At 67.1% G+C, this 18,648-nt stretch carries 16 protein-coding genes; all 16 read right to left on the reverse strand.

Annotated elements, in window-relative coordinates:
- Positions 1–2 precede the first annotated feature (2 nt).
- The 16 genes from L0984_RS02385 to L0984_RS02460 all read right to left on the reverse strand — a co-directional run bounded on the left by L0984_RS02385 (position 3) and on the right by L0984_RS02460 (position 18,513).
- Positions 3–1,019, reverse strand: a complete 1,017-nt coding sequence (locus tag L0984_RS02385) for an NADP-dependent oxidoreductase (RefSeq protein WP_234192163.1) — start codon at positions 1,017–1,019, stop codon at positions 3–5.
- A gap of 15 nt (positions 1,020–1,034) precedes the next feature.
- Positions 1,035–1,469, reverse strand: coding sequence for a PaaI family thioesterase (locus L0984_RS02390; protein WP_234192164.1), 435 nt, complete (start codon positions 1,467–1,469; stop codon positions 1,035–1,037).
- Positions 1,470–1,520: 51 nt separating this feature from the next.
- Positions 1,521–2,318, reverse strand: a complete 798-nt coding sequence (locus L0984_RS02395; protein WP_234192165.1) for an SDR family oxidoreductase — start codon at positions 2,316–2,318, stop codon at positions 1,521–1,523.
- A 167-nt stretch (positions 2,319–2,485) separates the two neighbouring features.
- A complete protein-coding gene (locus tag L0984_RS02400; protein ID WP_234192166.1) occupies positions 2,486–2,701 on the reverse strand; it encodes a hypothetical protein in 216 nt (71 codons plus the stop codon).
- Positions 2,701–4,533, reverse strand: coding sequence for an acyl-CoA dehydrogenase (locus tag L0984_RS02405; RefSeq protein ID WP_234192167.1), 1,833 nt, complete (start codon positions 4,531–4,533; stop codon positions 2,701–2,703). The genes L0984_RS02400 and L0984_RS02405 overlap by 1 nt, the downstream gene beginning before the upstream one ends.
- 75 nt (positions 4,534–4,608) lie before the next feature.
- Positions 4,609–5,034, reverse strand: a complete 426-nt coding sequence (locus L0984_RS02410) for a PaaI family thioesterase (RefSeq protein ID WP_200803393.1) — start codon at positions 5,032–5,034, stop codon at positions 4,609–4,611.
- A gap of 31 nt (positions 5,035–5,065) precedes the next feature.
- Positions 5,066–6,241 (reverse strand): acetyl-CoA C-acyltransferase, encoded by a 1,176-nt coding sequence (locus tag L0984_RS02415; RefSeq protein ID WP_234192168.1) that lies wholly within the window; start codon positions 6,239–6,241, stop codon positions 5,066–5,068.
- Positions 6,238–7,740, reverse strand: a complete 1,503-nt coding sequence (locus L0984_RS02420; protein ID WP_234192169.1) for a M20 family peptidase — start codon at positions 7,738–7,740, stop codon at positions 6,238–6,240. Before L0984_RS02420 ends, L0984_RS02415 begins: the two co-directional genes overlap by 4 nt.
- 38 nt (positions 7,741–7,778) lie before the next feature.
- On the reverse strand, positions 7,779–9,887 hold the full coding sequence (locus tag L0984_RS02425) for a 3-hydroxyacyl-CoA dehydrogenase NAD-binding domain-containing protein (RefSeq protein ID WP_234192170.1): 2,109 nt from the start codon (positions 9,885–9,887) through the stop codon (positions 7,779–7,781).
- A 259-nt stretch (positions 9,888–10,146) separates the two neighbouring features.
- On the reverse strand, positions 10,147–10,845 hold the full coding sequence (locus L0984_RS02430; protein ID WP_076512112.1) for an ABC transporter ATP-binding protein: 699 nt from the start codon (positions 10,843–10,845) through the stop codon (positions 10,147–10,149).
- Between the two features lies 1 nt (position 10,846).
- Positions 10,847–11,623, reverse strand: coding sequence for an ABC transporter ATP-binding protein (locus tag L0984_RS02435; protein ID WP_234192171.1), 777 nt, complete (start codon positions 11,621–11,623; stop codon positions 10,847–10,849).
- A 52-nt stretch (positions 11,624–11,675) separates the two neighbouring features.
- A complete protein-coding gene (locus L0984_RS02440; RefSeq protein ID WP_234192172.1) occupies positions 11,676–12,992 on the reverse strand; it encodes a branched-chain amino acid ABC transporter permease in 1,317 nt (438 codons plus the stop codon).
- A 3-nt stretch (positions 12,993–12,995) separates the two neighbouring features.
- Entirely contained in the window at positions 12,996–13,943 is a 948-nt protein-coding gene (locus L0984_RS02445; RefSeq protein WP_370645874.1) for a branched-chain amino acid ABC transporter permease, read from the reverse strand.
- Positions 13,944–14,098: 155 nt separating this feature from the next.
- A complete protein-coding gene (locus L0984_RS02450; protein WP_234192173.1) occupies positions 14,099–15,331 on the reverse strand; it encodes a branched-chain amino acid ABC transporter substrate-binding protein in 1,233 nt (410 codons plus the stop codon).
- 182 nt (positions 15,332–15,513) lie between these two features.
- Complete coding sequence (locus L0984_RS02455) at positions 15,514–16,749, reverse strand: branched-chain amino acid ABC transporter substrate-binding protein (protein WP_234192174.1); 1,236 nt, start codon at positions 16,747–16,749, stop codon at positions 15,514–15,516.
- 132 nt (positions 16,750–16,881) lie between these two features.
- Entirely contained in the window at positions 16,882–18,513 is a 1,632-nt protein-coding gene (locus L0984_RS02460) for a 3-(methylthio)propionyl-CoA ligase (protein ID WP_234192175.1), read from the reverse strand.
- Between the last annotated feature and the right edge of the window lie 135 nt (positions 18,514–18,648).

Genomic DNA, 18,648 nt, shown 5'->3' on the forward strand with positions numbered 1-18,648 from the left:
GCTCAAACCAGCTTGACCAGCTGCTTGCCGAAGTTCTTGCCCTTGAGCAGGCCCAGGAAGGCCTCGGGCGCTTTCTCGATGCCCTCGGCGATGGATTCGCGCGGACGCAGCTTGCCGGTGGCGACCAGCGTGCCCAGCTCCTTGAGCGCCTCGGGCCAGACTTCCATGTGCTCGCTGACGATGAAGCCTTCGAGCTTCACGCGGTTGATCAACAGCAGCGTGGGGTTCTGCAGGGGCAGCGGCTGGCCGTCGTAGCCGGCGATCATGCCGCACAGGGCGATGCGGGCGAAGGCGTTCAGGCGCAGCAGCACCGCATCGAGGATGTAGCCGCCCACGTTCTCGAAGTAGCCGTCGATGCCGTCGGGGCAGGCTTCCTTCAGCGCGGCGCTCATGCTCTTGACATCGGGGTGCTGGCGGTAGTCGATGCAGGCGTCGAAGCCCAGTTCGTCCGTCACGTACTTGCACTTGTCCGGGCCGCCGGCGATGCCGACCACGCGGCAGCCACGGGCCTTGGCCAGCGCGCCGAAGGCGCTGCCGACGGCGCCGCTCGCGGCCGTGATGACCATCGTCTCGCCGGCCTTGGGCGCGATGATCTTGACCAGGCCGTACCAGGCCGTCACGCCGGGCATGCCGACGGCGCCCAGGTAGTGCGACAGCGGCACGTGCGTGGTGTCGACCTTGCGCAGCATGCCGGGCTGGTTGGCATCGACCACGCCGTATTCCTGCCAGCCGCCGAAGCCCACCACCTTGTCGCCCACGGCGAACTTGGGATGGCGGCTCTCGACCACCTCGCCCACCGTGCCGCCCTGGAAGGTCTGACCCAGGGGCTGCGAGGCGGCATAGCTCTTGGAGTCGTTCATGCGGCCGCGCATGTACGGGTCCAGGCTCAGGTAGTGGTGGCGCACCAGCACCTGGCCCTCTTCCAGCGCCGGGGTGTCGGCGACGACGAGCTTGAAGTTGGCCAGTTCGGCCTCGCCGGTCGGGCGGTTGTCCAGGTGGATCTGCTTGTTCTGCGGCATGGTGGGCTCTGTGGGTCAGTCGGTGGAAACCGGTTGGAGGGAATGCACGCCCCGGCCATCGACCGGCAGGCGCTTGACGTACTTGAAGGTGCCGGTGGCGTGCGTGCACAGGCGGCCCGCGGCATCGACGATGCGCGCCTCGGTGAAGGCCATGGTGGCCGTGCGGTGCATCAGGCGGCCGTAGGCCACCAGCGGTCCGCGGGCGGGCTGCATGAAGCTGGTCTTCATCTCGATGGTGACCACCCCGATCTCCGGCTGCACGCTGCGTGCGGCGGTGGCCATGGTCACGTCCAGCAGCGTCATGCAGGCGCCGCCGTGCGCCACCTGGAAGCTGTTGAGGTGCTCATCGGCCGGCGTGTAGTGCAACTCCGATTCACCGCCCTCGAAGCGGTGCATCGTGAAGCCCAGGTGGTGGACGAAGGGAATGTCGACGCCGAAGGAAATGTTCATGGTCTGGAAGGCCGCCGCACGAGGCGGCGCGGGTTCGATGGAAAAGCGGGTTCAGGCCGCGCCCAGCACGACGCTGGTGCCGCCATCCACCGCCATCCACTGGCCGGTGATGTGCTTGCCCGCGTCGCTGGCGTACAGCAGCGTGATGCCCTTGAGGTCTTCATCATCGCCCAGGCGGTTGAGCGGCGCGGCGGCCTTCATGTTGTCCTCGCCCAGCGCGTCGATCAGGCCCGAGGCCATCTTCGTGCGGAAGAAGCCCGGGCAGATGGCATTCACGTTGATGCCATGGCGGCCCCACTCTGCCGCCAGCGTGCGGGTGAAGCCGATCACCGCGGTCTTGGAGGTGTTGTAGGCCAGGGTCTTCATACCGATCGGGTTGCCGTTGAGGCCCGCGATCGAAGCGATATTGATGATGCGCCCGGTCTTCTTCGGGATCATGTAGCCGTTGGCGATCTGCTGGCTCAGGATGAAGTAGCCGCGGACGTTGAGGTTCATCACCTTGTCCCAGGCGGCCACCGGATGCTCCTCGGCCGGGGCGCCCCAGCTGGCGCCGGCGTTGTTGACCAGGATGTCCACGGCGCCCATGCGCTCCAGCGTTTCGTCGGCCAGGCGGCGGGTGTCTTCTTCCTTGCTGCAGTCGGCGGCGATCCAGCGCGCATCGATGCCGGCCGCCTGCAGCTCGGCCGCGGCCTGCTCCAGGTCCTCGGCCTTGCGCGAGCTGAGCATGACCCGGGCACCGGCCTCGCCCAGCGCATGGGCCATCTGCAGGCCCAGGCCGCGGGAGCCGCCGGTGATCAGGGCGACTTTGCCCTTGAGGTCGAACAGTTGCTGGACGGTGCGTGCGGTCATGGCTTATGTCTCCGAAAGTTTGGAAAGGACGGGGGCGGCGCGACGCCAGTGATCCAACCCGTTCGCCCTGAGCCTGTCGAAGGGCCTCGGCACTGGCGCCCCCGGCTTCGACAGGCTCAGCCCGAACGGTCCTGGGTCAACGGGCCGTCATTGCCTCAGGGGCCGGTTCAGGGCTTGATGCGGGAACGGATGTAGATCAGCACCACGCCGGCCAGCACGGCCACGCCGCCGGGCACGCCGATGGACCAGCCCAGCGGCTCGTCCTGGCGCGCGGTGGCGATGCCCAGCACCACGGTGAACAGGCCGGCGTAGATCAGGATCCAGCTCAGCTTCTCGGTCCAGTGGCGCTGCTTGGCCGGGCGGGCGGGGGCTTGGGAGGTCATCAGAAGGCGTCTTCGGGAAGGTCTGCGCAGACGGGCTCGCGGCTCTCGACCACGTTGAGCCAGGCGCCGATCTTGGGCAGTTCGTAGCGGAAGAAGTAGGTGGCGGCGCCGAGGCGGCCGGTGGTCGACACCGAGGTCGCGCCATTGTCCTTCTCGATGGCCTTGTCGGCGACATCCAGCCACATCCACGCCAGGACCATGTGGCCGAAGGCCTGCATGTAGGGCACCGCATTGACCAGCGCCTCGGCCGGGTTGCCGGTGGACCAGGCGGCCTGGATGGCCGCCGTGACGCGGCCGAAGGCCTGGCCCAGCGCGTCGGCAAAGCCGGCCAGCTCGGGCCGTGCAGCGGCGCGACCAATGGTCTCTTGCACGCGAGCGCCCAGCAGCTGCAGGCCCTTGCCACCTTCCATCAGCACCTTGCGGCCCAGCAGGTCGGCGGCCTGGATGCCATGCGTGCCCTCATGGATCATGTTCAGGCGGTTGTCGCGCCAGTACTGCTCCACGGGAAAGTCGCGGGTGTAGCCGTAGCCGCCGTGGATCTGGATGGCCAGCGAATTGGCCTCCAGGCACCATTCGCTGGGCCAGCTCTTGGCGATGGGTGTCAGCACCTCCAGCAGCAGGCGGGCATCGTCGGCGGCCTCGGGCGTGCCGGTCTTCTGCTCGTCCACCAGGCGGGCGCAGTACAGCTGCAGCGCCAGCGCGCCTTCGCAGTACGCCTTCTGTGCCAGCAGCATGCGACGCACGTCGGCGTGCTCGATGATGCGCACCTGCGGGCGGGTGGCATCCTTGCCGGCCGGGCCCACGGGCCGGCCCTGCGGCCGGTTCTTGGCGTAGTCGAGCGAGGCGTGGTAGCCCGCCATGCCCAGCATGACGGCAGCGGTGCCAACGCCGATGCGGGCCTCGTTCATCATGTGGAACATGCAGGCCAGGCCCTGCCCCGGCTTGCCGACCAGGTAGCCCACGGCGCCGGCCTTGCCGTCGACCGGGTACTTGCCCTCGCCGAAGTTCAGCAGCGTGTTGGTGGTGCCGCGCCAGCCCAGCTTGTGGTTGAGACCCGCCAGCGCCACGTCGTTGCGCACGCCGGTCAGACGGCCTTCGGTGTCCACCATCCTCTTGGGGACGATGAACAGGGAGATGCCCTTGACGCCGGGGATCAGCTTGCCCTCGGCGTCCGGAATCTTCGCCAGCACGATGTGGACGATGTTCTCGGTCAGCTCATGGTCGCCGGCCGAGATCCACATCTTGTTGCCCTTGAGCCGGTAGCGCGGGCCGAGCGGGTCGTTCTCGAAGCCGTCGCCATCCGGCACGGCGCGCGTGGCCACGTCCGACAACGAGGAGCCGGCCTGCGGCTCCGACAGGCACATGGTGCCGGCCCAGCGGCCCGAGAACTCGTTGAGCGCGAACACCTGCTTCTGCATCTCGGTGCCGTGCACCATCAGCAGGTTGGCATTGCCGCTGGTCAGCATGTTCGAGCCGATGCTCACCGACGCCATGGCGAAGAAGGAATTGGCCGCCGCCTGCACCGTGTAGGGCAGCTGCATGCCGCCGATGTCGTAGTCCTGCGCGGCCGCCATCATGCCGCTCTCGACGAAGGCCGCATGCGCTTCGTGCGTGGCGCGCGGCAGAACGACCTTCTCGCCGTCGAAATGCGGCTCTTCCACATCCACCGTGCGATTGGCCGGCGCGTACTTCTCGCGTGCGATGCGCTCGCAGGTGTCGAGCACGGCATCGAAGGTCTCGCGCGAATGGTCGGCGAAGCGCTGGCGCTCGTTCAGGCGCTCGGCATGGAGCCAGTCGTAGAGCAGGAAGTCGAGGGTGTCGCGATAGCTCATGGTTGTCTCGTCGTGAAGAAGACCGCGCCGGGGTTCGGCGCGGGTTGGGGCGGTAGTGGCCTGGACGCCCTGTGCTCAGCCCTGCGCCGCGATCAGGGCCATGGTGCCCGCCGCCTTGACGGCCAGCGTGCGCTGCCCATCGGCCGCCACCGCATAGACCTCGGCCTCGGCAAAGCTCAACTGGCGTCCCGCCCGCAGCACCCAGGCCTCGCACTCCAGGCGCACACCGCGGGCGCCTCGCAGGAGCGTGGTCTTGAACTCGGCGGTGACGATCCAGAAGCCATCCGGCGCCATCGTCTGCGCCGCCGCGCCCATCGTGTGGTCGGCGATGGAGGCCATGACGCCGGCATGGACCACCCCGGTGTGCTGCAGGTGGCGCGGCGCGAGCGTGAGCGCCGTGCGCACCCGCCCTGCTTCGCCGCCCGTGGCCTGCACGCCCAGGTCGGCCATGAAGGGCGCACTGGCGAAGAAGCCCTGCAGCGTGGGCAGATCGACCTTCATCGCCATGCCTTCGGTGCGCGTCCGCTGAGGATCAGAGAACCTCGAACACGCCGGCAGCGCCCATGCCGCCGCCGATGCACATGGTCACCACCACCTTCTTGGCGCCGCGACGCTTGCCTTCGATCAGCGCATGGCCGGTCAGGCGCTGGCCGCTCACGCCGTAGGGGTGGCCCACCGCGATGGCGCCGCCATTGACGTTCAGGCGGTCGTCCGGCAGGCCCAGCTTGTCGCGGCAGTACAGCACCTGCACGGCGAAGGCTTCGTTCAGCTCCCACAGGTCGATGTCATTGACCGTCAGGCCCAGCTTCTTGAGCACCTTCGGGATGGCGAAGACGGGGCCGATGCCCATTTCGTCCGGCTCGCAACCGGCGACGGAGAAGCCCAGGAAACGACCGAGCGGCTTCAGGCCCTTGCGCTCGGCATAGGCTTCGTCCACCACCACGCAGGCACCGCCGCCGTCCGAGAACTGGCTGGCATTGCCGGCCGAGATCAGGCCGCCGGGCATGGCCGGGCGGATGCCGCTGATGCCTTCCTTCGTGGTGCCGGGACGGATGCCCTCATCGTTCTCGACGGTCACTTCCTTGGTGATCAGGCCCAACTGGCCGTCGGCCACGCCGGCCAGCACGGTGATCGGCGCGATCTCGTCCTTGAACTTGCCGGCTTCGAGCGCGGCGGTGGCGCGCTGCTGGCTGCGCGCGCCGTATTCGTCCATGGCCTCGCGGCCGATGTTGTAGCGCTTGGCCACCTGCTCGGCGGTCTGCAGCATGTTCCAGTAGATCTCGGGCTTGTTCTTGACCAGCCAGGGATCGGTCAGCATGTGCTTGTTGGCCTCGTTCTGCACGCACGAGATGCTTTCCACGCCACCGGCCACGTACACGTCGCCCTCGCCCGCGATGATGCGCTGGGCGGCGGTGGCGATGGTCTGCAGGCCCGAGGAGCAGAAGCGGTTGATGGTCATGCCCGAGGTGGTGATGGGCAGGCCGGCGCGCAGGGCAATCTGGCGCGCGATGTTGCTGCCAGTCGCGCCTTCGGGCGTGGCGCAACCCATGATGACGTCGTCGACCTCGGCGCCATCGATGCCGGCGCGCTGCACCGCATGCTGCACGGCGTGGCCGCCGAGCGTGGCGCCGTGGGTCATGTTGAAGGCCCCCTTCCAGCTCTTGGCGAGCGGCGTACGGGCGGTGGAAACGATCACGGCGCGGGTCATGGTGTCTTCCTTTGAATGGAGGCGGAAACGGAAGCGGGCTGCGACGCGTTGCGCAGCAGCTGCTGGTAGAAGCCGATCATGTCGCCGTAGGCGGCAATGCTCAGGCGTTCGTTGGTGCCGTGGAAGCGAGGCAGGTCCTCGTTGTTCACACGGATGGGCGAAAAGCGGTAGACCGCCTTCGAGATGCCCGTGAAATGGCGCGAGTCGGTGGCGGCGGTCATCAGGCCGGGGGCCACCACCGCATCGGGAAAGCGCTCGCGGATGCTGCGCTCGATGAGCGCATAGCCCGTGCTGTCGGTGGGCGAGACGGGCGAAGGCTCGGCATTGCCGGGATAGGCCTTGATCTGGATGTCGTCGTCGGCCAGCGCCTTCTTCAGGTGGGCCTGCACGCTGTCCAGCGTATCGCCGGGCAGCACGCGGAAGTTGACGGCCGCCTCGGCGCGGCCAGGCAGCACGTTGTCCTTGTTGCCGGCGCGCACGATGGTCAGCGCCGTGGTGGTGCGCAGCATGGCATTGCTGCTGGGGCTCTTCTCGAGCTGGCCGCGCACCAGCGGCTCGGTCAGCCACAGGTTGGAGAGCATCACGCGGTTGAGCGGGCTCATCTCCGGCGCCAAGGTGCCGAACATCTGACCCGCCACGCCGCGGATGCCCCCCGGCATGGGCGAGGCCTCGAGCCGGGCCAGCGCCGCGCTCATGCGACCGATGGCGCTGTGCGCGGGCGGCATGGAGGAATGGCCGGGCGAAGTGTCGAGCGTGAGGAAGAAGGTGCCGTAGCCCTTCTCCGCCAGGCCGACCAGCGCGGCCGGCTTCGACAGGCCGGGCAGCACGCCGTCGAGCACCAGCAGGCCCTCGTCGAGCACCCATTCCAGCTCGACGCCGCGCGACTGCAGCAGCTCGGCGATGGGCCTGGCGCCGCGCAGGCCGCTGACCTCCTCGTCGTCGCCCATCACGAAATAGAGGGTCTGGCGCGGCTGGAAGCCTGCCGCCAGCAGCGACTCCACGGCCTCGAGCTGGGCCAGCAGGTTGCCTTTGTCGTCCATGGTCCCGCGGCCCCAGATGAAGCCGTCCTTCACCTCGCCGGCGAAGGGGTCCACGCTCCAGGCGCGCTCGGTGCCAGGCGCGATGGGCACCACGTCCTGGTGCGCCATCAGCGCGGCGGGCATGGCCTTGGGGTCGCGCCCTTCCCAGGTGAAGAGCAGCGCATGCCGGCCCACCACCTCCTTGCGCAGCGCCCCATGCACACGCGGGAACTGCTGGGCCAGGTAGGCCTGGAACCTGTCGAATTCGGTGCTGGACTCGCCCGAGCCGTCCATGGCCGAGATGGTGCGAAAGCGCACCGCCCCGGCCAGCCGCTGCGCTGCCGACGCGAGGTCGATGTCCGCCTTCGGTGCGGGCGCCACGGTGACCTGCCGCGAGCCCTGGCGCCAGGTGTTGAGGCCCAGCGCCGCGGCCAGCAGCACCAGCGCGGCGAGCAGGATCAACAAGAGGCGGCGGATCATCGGCAGTCGGTGCGGCAGTGCGTCAGTGGTTCAGCGCCTCAGGCCTGGTCGAAGCCCTTGCCCTCGGCCGCCAGCTTGCGGATCAGCCCCGCCGGCTCCCAGAACTTGGCATCGTCGTTGGGGTTGCGGCCGAAGCGCTGCATCGCCTGCACCACGTTGAACAGCCCCTGCTGGCTGGCATAGTGCATCGGCCCGCCGCGGAAGATCGGGAAGCCGTAGCCCGTGATGTAGACCATGTCGATGTCGCTGGCCTTGCTGGCGATGCCGTCTTCGAGGATGTGCGCACCCTCGTTCACCAGCGAATACACCAGTCGCTGCACGATCTCGTCGTCGCTGATCTTGCGCGGCGTGATGCCCAGTTCCTTGCGGTGGGCGACGATCATGTCCTCCACCAGCTTCGACGGGATCGCGTCGCGCTTGCCCGCCTGGTAGTCGTACCAGCCTGCACCCGTCTTCTGGCCGAAGCGGCCCAGCTCGCACAGCTTGTCGGCGGTGCGGCTGTACTTCATGTCGGGCTGCTCGACCGAGCGGCGCTTGCGGATCGCCCAGCCGATGTCGTTGCCCGCCAGGTCGCCCATGCGGAAGGGGCCCATGGCAAAGCCGAACTTCTCGATGGCCTTGTCCACCTGCGCCGGCGTGGCGCCTTCGTCCAGCAGGAAGCCCGCCTGGCGGCTGTACTGCTCGATCATGCGGTTGCCGATGAAGCCGTCGCACACGCCCGAGACCACGGCCGTCTTGCGGATCTTCTTGGCCAGGCTCATCACCGTGGCCAGCACGTCCTTGCCCGTCTTGGCGCCGCGCACCACTTCCAGCAGCTTCATCACGTTGGCCGGGCTGAAGAAGTGCATGCCGATCACGTCCTGCGGACGCTGGGTGAAGGCCGCGATCTTGTCGACGTCGAGCGTGGACGTGTTGGAGGCCAGGATGGCGCCTTGCTTGGCCACGGCGTCCAGCTGGGTGAACACCTTCTCCTTGACGCCCAGTTCCTCGAACACGGCCTCGATGATGAGGTCGCAGGCCTTCAGGTCGTCGTAGCTCAGCGTGGTCTTGAGCAGCGCCATGCGCTCCTCGTACTTCTCGGCCTTGAGCTTGCCCTTCTTGACCTGGGCCTCGTAGTTCTTGCGGATGGTGGCGACGCCGCGGTCCAGCGCGTCCTGCTTCATCTCGAGGATGGTCACCGGGATGCCGGCGTTCAGGAAGTTCATGCTGATGCCGCCGCCCATGGTGCCGGCGCCGATCACGCCCACCGTCTTGATGGCGCGCTGCGGCGTGTCGTCCGGCACGTCGGCGATCTTGCCGGCGGCGCGCTCGGCCATGAACAGGTGGCGCAGGGCCGCCGATTCGGGCGTGAACATCAGGGCGATGAAGTTCTGGCGCTCGAAGGCCATGCCGTCGTCGAACTTCATCTTGGTGGCGGCCTGCACGGCCTCCACACACTTGAGCGGCGCGGGATAGTTCTTCGACATGCCGCCCACCATGTTCTTGGCGAACTGGAAGTAGGCATCGCCCTGCGGATGGCGGCAGGGCAGGTTGCGCACCAGCGGCAGGTCGCCGCCCTTGGCGGCCACGTCGCGGGCGAAGGCGATGGCTTCTTCGAGCACCGACTCGGCCGAGCCGGCCATCTTGTCGAACAGCTTCTGGCCCGGCAGGCTGGCCAGGCGCTCGCTCTTGACCGGCTCGCCGCTCACGATCATGTTGAGGGCGGCCTCGACGCCCAGCACGCGCGGCAGCCGCTGCGTGCCGCCAGCACCGGGGATCAGGCCCAGCTTGACTTCCGGCAGGGCCACGTTGGTGCCGGGCGCGGCCACGCGGTAGTGGCAGCCCAGGGCCAGTTCCAGCCCACCACCCATGCAGACCGAATGGATGGCGGCCACCAGCGGCTTGGTCGAGGCTTCGAGCGCCAGGATCACCGACAGCAGGTTGGGCTCGGCCAGCGCCTTGGGCGAGCCGAATTCCTTAATGTCCGCGCCGCCGGAGAAGGCCTTGCCCGCGCCGGTGATCACCACGGCCTTGACGGCCGAGTCGGCCAGGGCCTTGGCCAGGCCGTCGGTGATGCCGACCCGCGTGGCGTAGCCCAGGCCGTTGACCGGCGGGTTGCTCATGGTGATCACGGCCACGTCGCCGTGGACTTTGTATTCAGCCGTCATGCTGCGTTCCTTGGGTTGCGATGAGGGAGCGTTCGGAGCCTTGCGCAGGTCGCCGGCGAGCCCGGCGTGCGCTGTTGTCTCCTAAAAAAGCACGAGTGTTCTTTTCGGGGCATTCTAGGCAGATCGGATGTCGCGACAACCGCTGCCAGTCGCTCCCGGGACAAACAGCCGGGAGCTTGCACCGGCGGCCGCGCGAAGGCAAAAAAGAAGGGGCTCGCGCCCCCACTTTCGGCAGGGCCAAGGCCCTTGCATGGAAGCTTCAGACCTCCAGCCATTCCTTGCGGATGTTGGCGTCCGCTCGCAGGCCGTCGGGCGTGCCGTCGTACACGATGCTGCCGTGGCCCATCACCAGCGCCCGGTCGGAGATGTGCATGGCGATGGTGAGCTTCTGCTCGATCAGCAGCACCGACACGCCCTTGTCCTTGAGCGTGCGCAGGTACTGACCCACCAGCTCGACGATCTTGGGCGCCAGGCCCTCGGTCGGCTCGTCGATGATGATGAGTTCGGGGTCGCCCATCAGCGTGCGGCACAGCGTCAGCATCTGCTGCTCGCCGCCCGAGAGTACGCCGGCCTCGGTGTGCTGGCGCTCCTTGAGGCGCGGGAACATCTGGTACATGTCGTCGAAGCCCCAGCGGCTGCCCTTGCCGGCGCCCTTCTGTCCGAGCATCAGGTTCTGGTGCACGGTGAGCTTGGGGAAGATGTCGCGGTTCTCCGGCACGTAGCCGATGCCGAGGTGCGCGATCTCGTAGGCCTTGCGGCGCAGGATGTTCTGGCCCTTCCAGTGCACCGCGCCCTCGCCGTGCACCAGACCCATGATGGCCTTGGCCGTGGTGGAACGGCCCGAGCCGTTGCGCCCCAGCAGCGCGACGATCTCGCCGGGCTGGATGGCGAAGGAGACGCCATGCAGCACATGGCTCTTGCCGTAGTAGGCGTGCAGGTCTTCGACCTTGAGCGTCATCTCAGTGTCCTCCTTGTTCGTCGGCCACCGGCGAACCCAGGTAAGCCTCCTGCACGCGCGCGTTGGCGCGCACGGCCTCGGGCGTGTCGAAGGCGATCACCTCGCCATACACCACCACCGCGATCTTGTCGGCCAGGCCAAAGACCACGCCCATGTCGTGCTCCACCGTGAGCAACGTCTTGCCGACGGTCACTTCCTTGATCAGGTTGATGAAGTGCGTGGTCTCGGTCTTGCTCATGCCGGCCGTGGGCTCGTCCAGCAGGATCACGCTGGCACCGCCGGCGATGGTCACGCCGATCTCCAGCGCGCGCTGCTCGGCATAGGTCAGGTTGACAGCCAGCACATCGCGCTTGCGCTCCAGGCCCACTTGGCGCAGCAGCACCTCGGTGCGCTCGTTGGCGTCGTCCAGCCGCGACAGGAAGCGCAGGAAGGTGTAGCGGTAGCCCAGGCTCCACAGCACGCCGCAGCGCAGGTTCTCGAACACCGACAGCTTGGGGAAGATGTTGGTGATCTGAAAGCTGCGCGACAGTCCCTTGCGGTTGATCTCGTACGGCGCCAGGCCGTCGATGCGCTCGCCGTGCAGCAGCACCTCGCCGCTGGTGGGGTGAAGGCGGCCGCTGATCAGGTTGAACAGCGTGGACTTGCCCGCGCCGTTGGGGCCGATGACCGCGATGCGCTCGCCGGCGCGCACCGCCAGGTGGGCGCCGCGGATGATCTCGGTGCGGCCGAAGCTCTTGCGCAGGTCCTTCAGCTCGATCGCGTATTCGCTGTTGCTCATGCTCGGCTCTCCACGCGGGCCATTGAATGTCGGGGTGCCATGTTCATGCCCTTCATGCGGCCGTCTCCTGACGCTTGATCTGCGCCTCGATCTCCTCTTGCGCCTGGCCCCAGCGGCGGGCGAAGCGGCGGCGGACCTGGTCGAACAGTGCCAGACCCACCAGCGCGACGGCGGCGACCAGCGTCCAGTGCGTGGCCGAGGATGTGTCCAGGGCGATGCCGAAGAAGCTCACCGTCGGCCCGAGCGCCGCATTGAGTTGCATGTGGTAGAGCATCTCGACGATGCCCGCGAAGCCCGCCGCCATCAGCGCGCCCGTGGCCGCCAGGCCGACATAGAGCCAGGTGAAGCGACCCAGCTTGCCGAAGCGCGCCACCCGCACGTTCATCATGATCAAGCTGGCCACGCCGCCGGGCGCGAACATCACCATGAACAGGAACACCAGGCCCAGATAGAGCAGCCAGGCCTTGCTCAGCTCCGACAGCAGGATCGATGCGAACACCAGCAGCACCGCGCCGATGATGGGACCGAAGAAGAAGGTCGCGCCACCCAGGAAAGTGAACAGCAGATAGCCGCCCGAGCGGATCGTGGAGAGGCTGTCCGACGCGTTGACGATCTCGAAGTTGATGGCAGCCAGCCCGCCGCCGATGCCGGCGAAGAAGCCCGCGATGATGAACGAGAGATAGCGCACGCGCTGCGTGTTGTAGCCCACGAACTCCACCCGCTCCGGGTTGTCGCGCACGGCGTTGAGCATGCGGCCCAACGGCGTGCCCGTGAAGGCGAACATCAGGGCCGTGCAGATGAAGCAGTAGACGGCGATCAGGTAGTACACCTGGATCTGCGGGCCGAAGTTCCACATCAGGAACTTGCCGTAGACGCGGTCGGTGGTGATGCCGCCCTCGCCGCCGAAGAAGCCCGGGAACATCAGCGACATGGCCGCCACCAGTTCACCGATGCCCAGGGTGATCATGGCGAAGGTGGTGCCCGACTTCTTGGTGGTGACGAAGCCGAAGAGGGCGGCGAAGAAGGCCCCCGCCACGCCGGCCACCACCGGGATCAGCACCAGCGGCATCGGGATCTGGCCCTTGGAGGCCATGTTCATCGCATGCACTGCGGCGAAGGAGCCCAGGCCGGTGTAGACGGCATGGCCGAAGCTCAGCATGCCGCCCTGCCCCAGCAGGATGTTGTACGACAGGCAGATGATGATCAGGTAGCCGATCTGCGAGAGCATCGTCAGCGCCAGGCTGCTGGTGAACACCAGCGGCGCCACGATCAGCGCGAGCGCGAACAGGCCCCACACGAGGATGCGGCCCAGGTTCAGCGGCTTGAAGCGGTGGTAGGTGGTCGGCGAAGTCATGGGAAGGGCACTCATCGATCAGTCCTCACGGGTTCCAAGCAGGCCCTTGGGCCGGAAGATCAGGATCAGCACGAGGAAGAGGTAAGGCAGGATGGGCGCCACCTGCGAGATCGTGAGCTTGAGCAGCGGATAGCCGAAGGTCTGCTCGGTCACCGCCATGCCCAGCGCGCGCAGGCCGGAGGCCATGGACTGGTCCAGCGCCACGGCGAAGGTCTGCACGACACCGATCAGCAGCGAGGCCAGGAAGGCACCGGCCAGCGAACCCATGCCGCCCACCACCACCACCACGAAGATGATCGAGCCCACCGAGGCGGCCATGGCCGGTTCGGTGACGTAGGTGTTGCCGCCGATCACGCCGGCCAGGCCGGCCAGCGCGGCGCCGCCGCCGAACACCAGCATGAAGACGCGCGGCACGTTGTGGCCCAGCGCCTCGACCATCTCCGGATGCTTGAGCGCCGCCTGGATCACCAGCCCGATGCGGGTACGGGTGAGCAGCAGCCACACGGCCACGAGCATCAGCAGCGCCACCAGCATGATGAAGGAGCGCGACTTGGGGAACTGCGTGCCGTACAGCGTGAACAGCGGTCCCTGCAGCGCCTCGGGCAGGCCGTAGGGCACCGTCGAGCGACCCCACACCAGCTGCACCACTTCGAGGATGAGATAGGACAGGCCGAAGGTGACCAGCAGTTCGGGCACGTGGCCGAACTTGTGGACCCGGCGCAGGCTGTAGCGCTCGAAGGCGGCGCCCAGCGCCCCCACCAGCAGCGGCGCGACGAACAGCGCCGGCCAGAAGCCGAGCACGCCCGAGAGCGTGTATGCGAAGTAGGCACCCAGCATGTAGAAGCTGGTGTGCGCGAAGTTGAGCACCCCCATCATGCTGAAGATGAGGGTCAGGCCGGAGCTGAGCATGAAGAGCAACAGCCCGTAGCTCACGCCGTTCAGAAGAGAGATGAGAAAGAATTCCACTGTCGTCGAGCCTCAGGAAAACATCCGGCCTCGGGACCGGAGGCGGTCTCCGGCGGGCGCGGTGAGCGTGGCCGGCGATGCGCCGGCTGGCAGCGGAGGGGCCGCATCCGGGCCGGCGCGCGGCATGCCGGCGCGGCCCGTGCTACCCGACGGTATCAGGACGGCCGCTTCATCTGGCAGCTGGTCGGGGTGCTGGCCACATAGGGCTCGTAGTACTTGACCGGTGCCAGCGTGTAGCCCGTGTTCTCGGGGCTGTAGGGGTACTTGGCGCTGGCCTTCTCCCAGCGGGTGATCCACAGGCCCTGCTGCAGCTGGTGGTCGGCCTTGCGCATCTCGACGTCGCCATTGAAGCTCTTGAACTTCATGCCTTCCATGGCGGCCGCGACCTTCACAGGGTCGGTGGACTTGGTCTTGACGAAGGCCTCGTTCAACATGGAGAAGGCCGTGTAGATCACGGTCGTGTACATGTCGTCGTTGAACTTCTTCTTGTAGGCCTCGGTCAGCGGCTTGATGGGGCCTTCGGCGTTGTAGTGGCTGTAGCCGACCTGGTAGACCTTGCCGTCCGACGCCGCGCCCATGGCCGTGGGCGTGCCGCTGGTGACGGCGTAGTAGGTGTAGTACTTGACGTTGAGGCCGGCGTCGTTGCCCGCCTTGATCAGCAGCGCGAGGTCGGAGCCCCAGTTGCCGGTGATCACCGTGTCGGCGCCGGACTGCTTGATCTTGGCGATGTACGGCGCGAAGTCACGCACCTGCGCCAGCGGATGAAGGTCGTCGCCCACAATCTGCACGTCGGGCCGCTTGCGCGCCAGGTTCTCCTTGGCGAACTTGCTGACCTGCTGGCCGTGCGAATAGTTCTGGTTGATCAGGTAGACCTTCTTGATGTCAGGCTGATCCTTCATGTAGGTGGTCAGCGCCTCCATCTTCATGGAGGTGTCGGCATCCAGGCGGAAGTGCCAGTAGCTGCACTTGCTGTTGGTGAGGTCCGGGTCCACCGCCGCGTAGTTGATGTAGACCACCTCCTTGCCCGGGTTGCGCGCGTTGTGCTTCTCGAGCGCGTCCATGATGGCCAGGGCCGGGCCGGAGCCGTTGCCCTGCACCACGTAACGGGCGCCCTGGTCCATGGCCGAGCGCAGCGCGGCCGTGGTCTCCTGCGGGCTCAGCTTGTTGTCGATGCCGATGATCTCGAACTTGACGCCGGCCGCATTCTTCTTGTTGAACTCCTCGGCCAGGAACTGGAAGGTCTTCAGCTGGTTGGTGCCCACCGCCGCCATCAGGCCCGACAGCGGATCGAGCCAGGCGATCTTGACGGTCTCGCCCTGCTGGGCGAAAGCGGGGGCGCCGAAAGCCAGGATGCAGGCGGCGGCAGTCAGGTTGAAAGAGGTCTTCAAGGCATGTCTCCTGTGTGGTGTCCCGGGTGCCGGAACTTGCACGAGCGTACAGTGCTTCGCTGCACGCTCGCTAGGGGAAAGCCCCGCGATCCCCCTCTGGAGAAAGCCTTTTCTATCACCCGTGCGACAGCCGCCGCCGCACCATTTCTACCCTCGGGTAGCACACGACTGGTGCATGCGGATCAGGGCCGCTTCATCTGGCAGCTGGTGGGGGTGCTGGCCACGTAGGGCTCGTAGTACTTGACCGGCGCGAACGTGTAGCCGGTGTTCTCCGCGTCGTACGGATACTTGCCGCCGGCCTTCTCCCAGCGCGTGATGTACAGGCCCTGCTGCAGCTGGTGGTCGGCCTTGCGCATCTCGACCTCGCCGTTGAAGCTCTTGATCTTCATGCCCTCCAGTGCCGCGGCCACCTTGACGGGGTCGGTCGACTTCGTCTTCACGAAGGCCGCATCCAGCAGCGCGAAGGTGTGATAGATCGAGTTCTGCGTCATGTCGTCGTTCATGCGCTTCTTGAAGTCGGCCATCAGCGGCTGGATGGGCGGGCCCATGTTGTAGTGGCCGTAGCCGACCACGTACACCTTGCCGGCGGCCGAGGCGCCCATGGCCGTGGGCGCGCCCGAGCCGAAGGCGTAGTAGGTGTAGAACTTCACCGTGTCCAGCAGGCCTGCATCGTTGGCGGCCTTGATGAGCAGCGCGAGGTCGGAGCCCCAGTTGCCGGTGATCACCGTGTCGGCGCCCGACTGCTTGATCTTGGCGATGTACGGTGCGAAGTCGCGCACCTGCGCCAGCGGATGCAGGTCGTCGCCCACGATCTGGATGTCGGGCCGCTTGCGCGCCAGGTTCTCCTTGGCGAACTTGCTGACCTGCTGGCCGTGCGAGTAGTTCTGGCCGATGAGGTAGACCTTCTTGATCTCCGGCTGGTCCTTCATGTAGGTGGTCAGCGCCTCCATCTTCATGGAGGTGTCGGCGTCCAGGCGGAAGTGCCAGTAGCTGCACTTGCTGTTGGTGAGGTCCGGGTCCACCGCCGCGTAGTTGAAGTACACGACCTCCTTGCCGGGATTGCGGGCGTTGTGCTTTTCGAGCGCGTCGATGATGGCCAGCGCCGGACCGGAGCCATTGCCCTGGGTCACGTAGCGTGCGCCCTGGTCCATGGCCGAGCGCAGCGCGGCCGTGGTCTCCTGCGGGCTCAGCTTGTTGTCGATGCCGATGATCTCGAACTTGACGCCCGAGGCATTGGTCTTGTTGAAGTGTTCGGCCAGCAGCTGGTAGGTCTTGAGCTGGTTGGTGCCGACCGCGGCCATGAGACCCGAGAGCGGGTCCATCCACGCGATCTTCACGGTCTCGCCCTTCTGGGCGAAGGCGCTGGTGGCCATCACGGCCACCGCGGCGGCGGCAAGGTGCTTCAAGCGGACATTCATCGGTGTTGTCTCCGGGTGTTGGGTCCGCGCAGCGTAGCCACCGGGCCGCCGCCGGCGCTCAGGGAACACCCGAAAAAAAGGCCGCGTATGCGGCCTTCCCTATCGCGCAGGCGACAGCCCGCCGTGAATGGCTCAGAGCCCGGGCAGCTTGTAGTCCTTGAGCAGCTCGCGGATGCGCGTCTTGAGGATCTTGCCGGTGGCGCCCAGCGGGATCGCGTCGACGAATACCACGTCGTCGGGGATCTGCCACTTGGCCGTCTTGCCTTCGTAGAACTTCAGCAGTTCCTCGCGCGTGACCTCGGCGCCGGCCTTCTTCGCCACCACGACGATGGGCCGCTCGTCCCACTTGGGGTGGAACACGCCGATGCAGGCCGCCATGGCCACGGCAGGATGGGCCACGGCGATGTTCTCGATGTCGATGGAGCTGATCCATTCGCCGCCGGACTTGATCACGTCCTTGCTGCGGTCGGTGATCTGCATGAAGCCGTCGGCGTCGATGGTGGCCACGTCGCCGGTGGGAAACCAGCCGCCCCCGCGCAGCGGGTCGCCGCCCTCGCCCTTGAAGTACTCCTTGACGATCCACGGGCCCTTGACGAGCAGGTCGCCGTAGGTCTTGCCGTCCCAGGGCAGTTCTTCGCCGTCGTCGCCGACGATCTTCATGTCCACGCCGAAGATGGCGCGGCCCTGCTTCATGCGCAGCGCCAGCTGCTCCTCGGGGGGTAACGAGAGGTGCTTGTTCTTGAGCGTGCACAGCGTGCCCAGCGGGCTCATCTCGGTCATGCCCCAGGCGTGCAGCACGTCCACGCCGTACTGCTCGCGGAAGGCGTTGATCATGGCCGGCGGGCAGGCCGAGCCGCCGATGACCGTGCGATTGAGCTTGCCGAACTTGAGGCCCTGCGTCTGCATGTGGCCCAGCAGCATCTGCCAGACCGTGGGCACGCCGGCCGCGAAGGTCACGCCCTCGGCCTCGATCAGTTCGTAGACCGACTTGCCGTCCAGCGCCGGGCCGGGGAACACCACCTTGGCGCCCACCAGCGCCGCGGAGTACGGAATGCCCCAGGCATTGACGTGGAACATGGGCACCACCGGCAGCACCGAATCGCGCGCCGACAGGCACATCACGTCGGGCAGGCAGGCAGCGTAGGCGTGGAGGATGGTCGAGCGGTGGCTGTAGAGCGCGGCCTTCGGATTGCCCGTAGTGCCGCTCGTGTAGCACATGCTGGAGGCCGAGTTCTCGTCGAAGCTGGGCCAGTCGTAGGCATCGGCGTGGCCCCCGATCCAGCTTTCGTAGCTGACGAGGCCGGGCACGCCGGTGTCGGCCGGCAGCCTGTCGGCATCGCACATCGCCACCCATTTCTTCACCGTCGGGCAGCGTGCATGCACGGCCTGCACCAACGGCAGGAAGCTGAGGTCGAAGCACAGCACCTGGTCTTCGGCATGGTTGGCGATCCACGCGATCTGGTCGGGATGCAGGCGGGGGTTGATGGTGTGCAGCACCCGGCCGCTGCCCGAGACGCCGTAGTACAGCTCCAGGTGACGGTAGCCGTTCCAGGCCAGCGTGGCCACCCGGTCGGAGAAGAGCAGGCCTTCGGCCTCCACGGCGTTGGCCACCTGGCGCGCGCGGCGCGCGCAGTCGGCCCAGGTGTAGCGGTGGATGTCGCCCTCGACACGGCGCGAGACGATCTGGCCGTCGCCGTGATGGCGCTCGGCGAACTCGAGCAGGTTGGAAATCAGCAGGGGGCGGTCTTGCATCAGGCCCAGCATGTGGGAGGCTCCTTGGTAGGGAAGGCGAAGGCGGATGGGGTCGTGTGTCGCATGGCTGCGCGGCAGCCCGGGCGTGGAATGCTGGCGCCGGGCGCGCCGGCCATGGACAAAGCCGGCTGAGTATTGCGCAGTGCA

Origin of the sequence: Pseudacidovorax sp. NFM-22 (assembly GCF_021401245.1) — a bacterium.
Classification (GTDB): domain Bacteria; phylum Pseudomonadota; class Gammaproteobacteria; order Burkholderiales; family Burkholderiaceae_C; genus Xenophilus.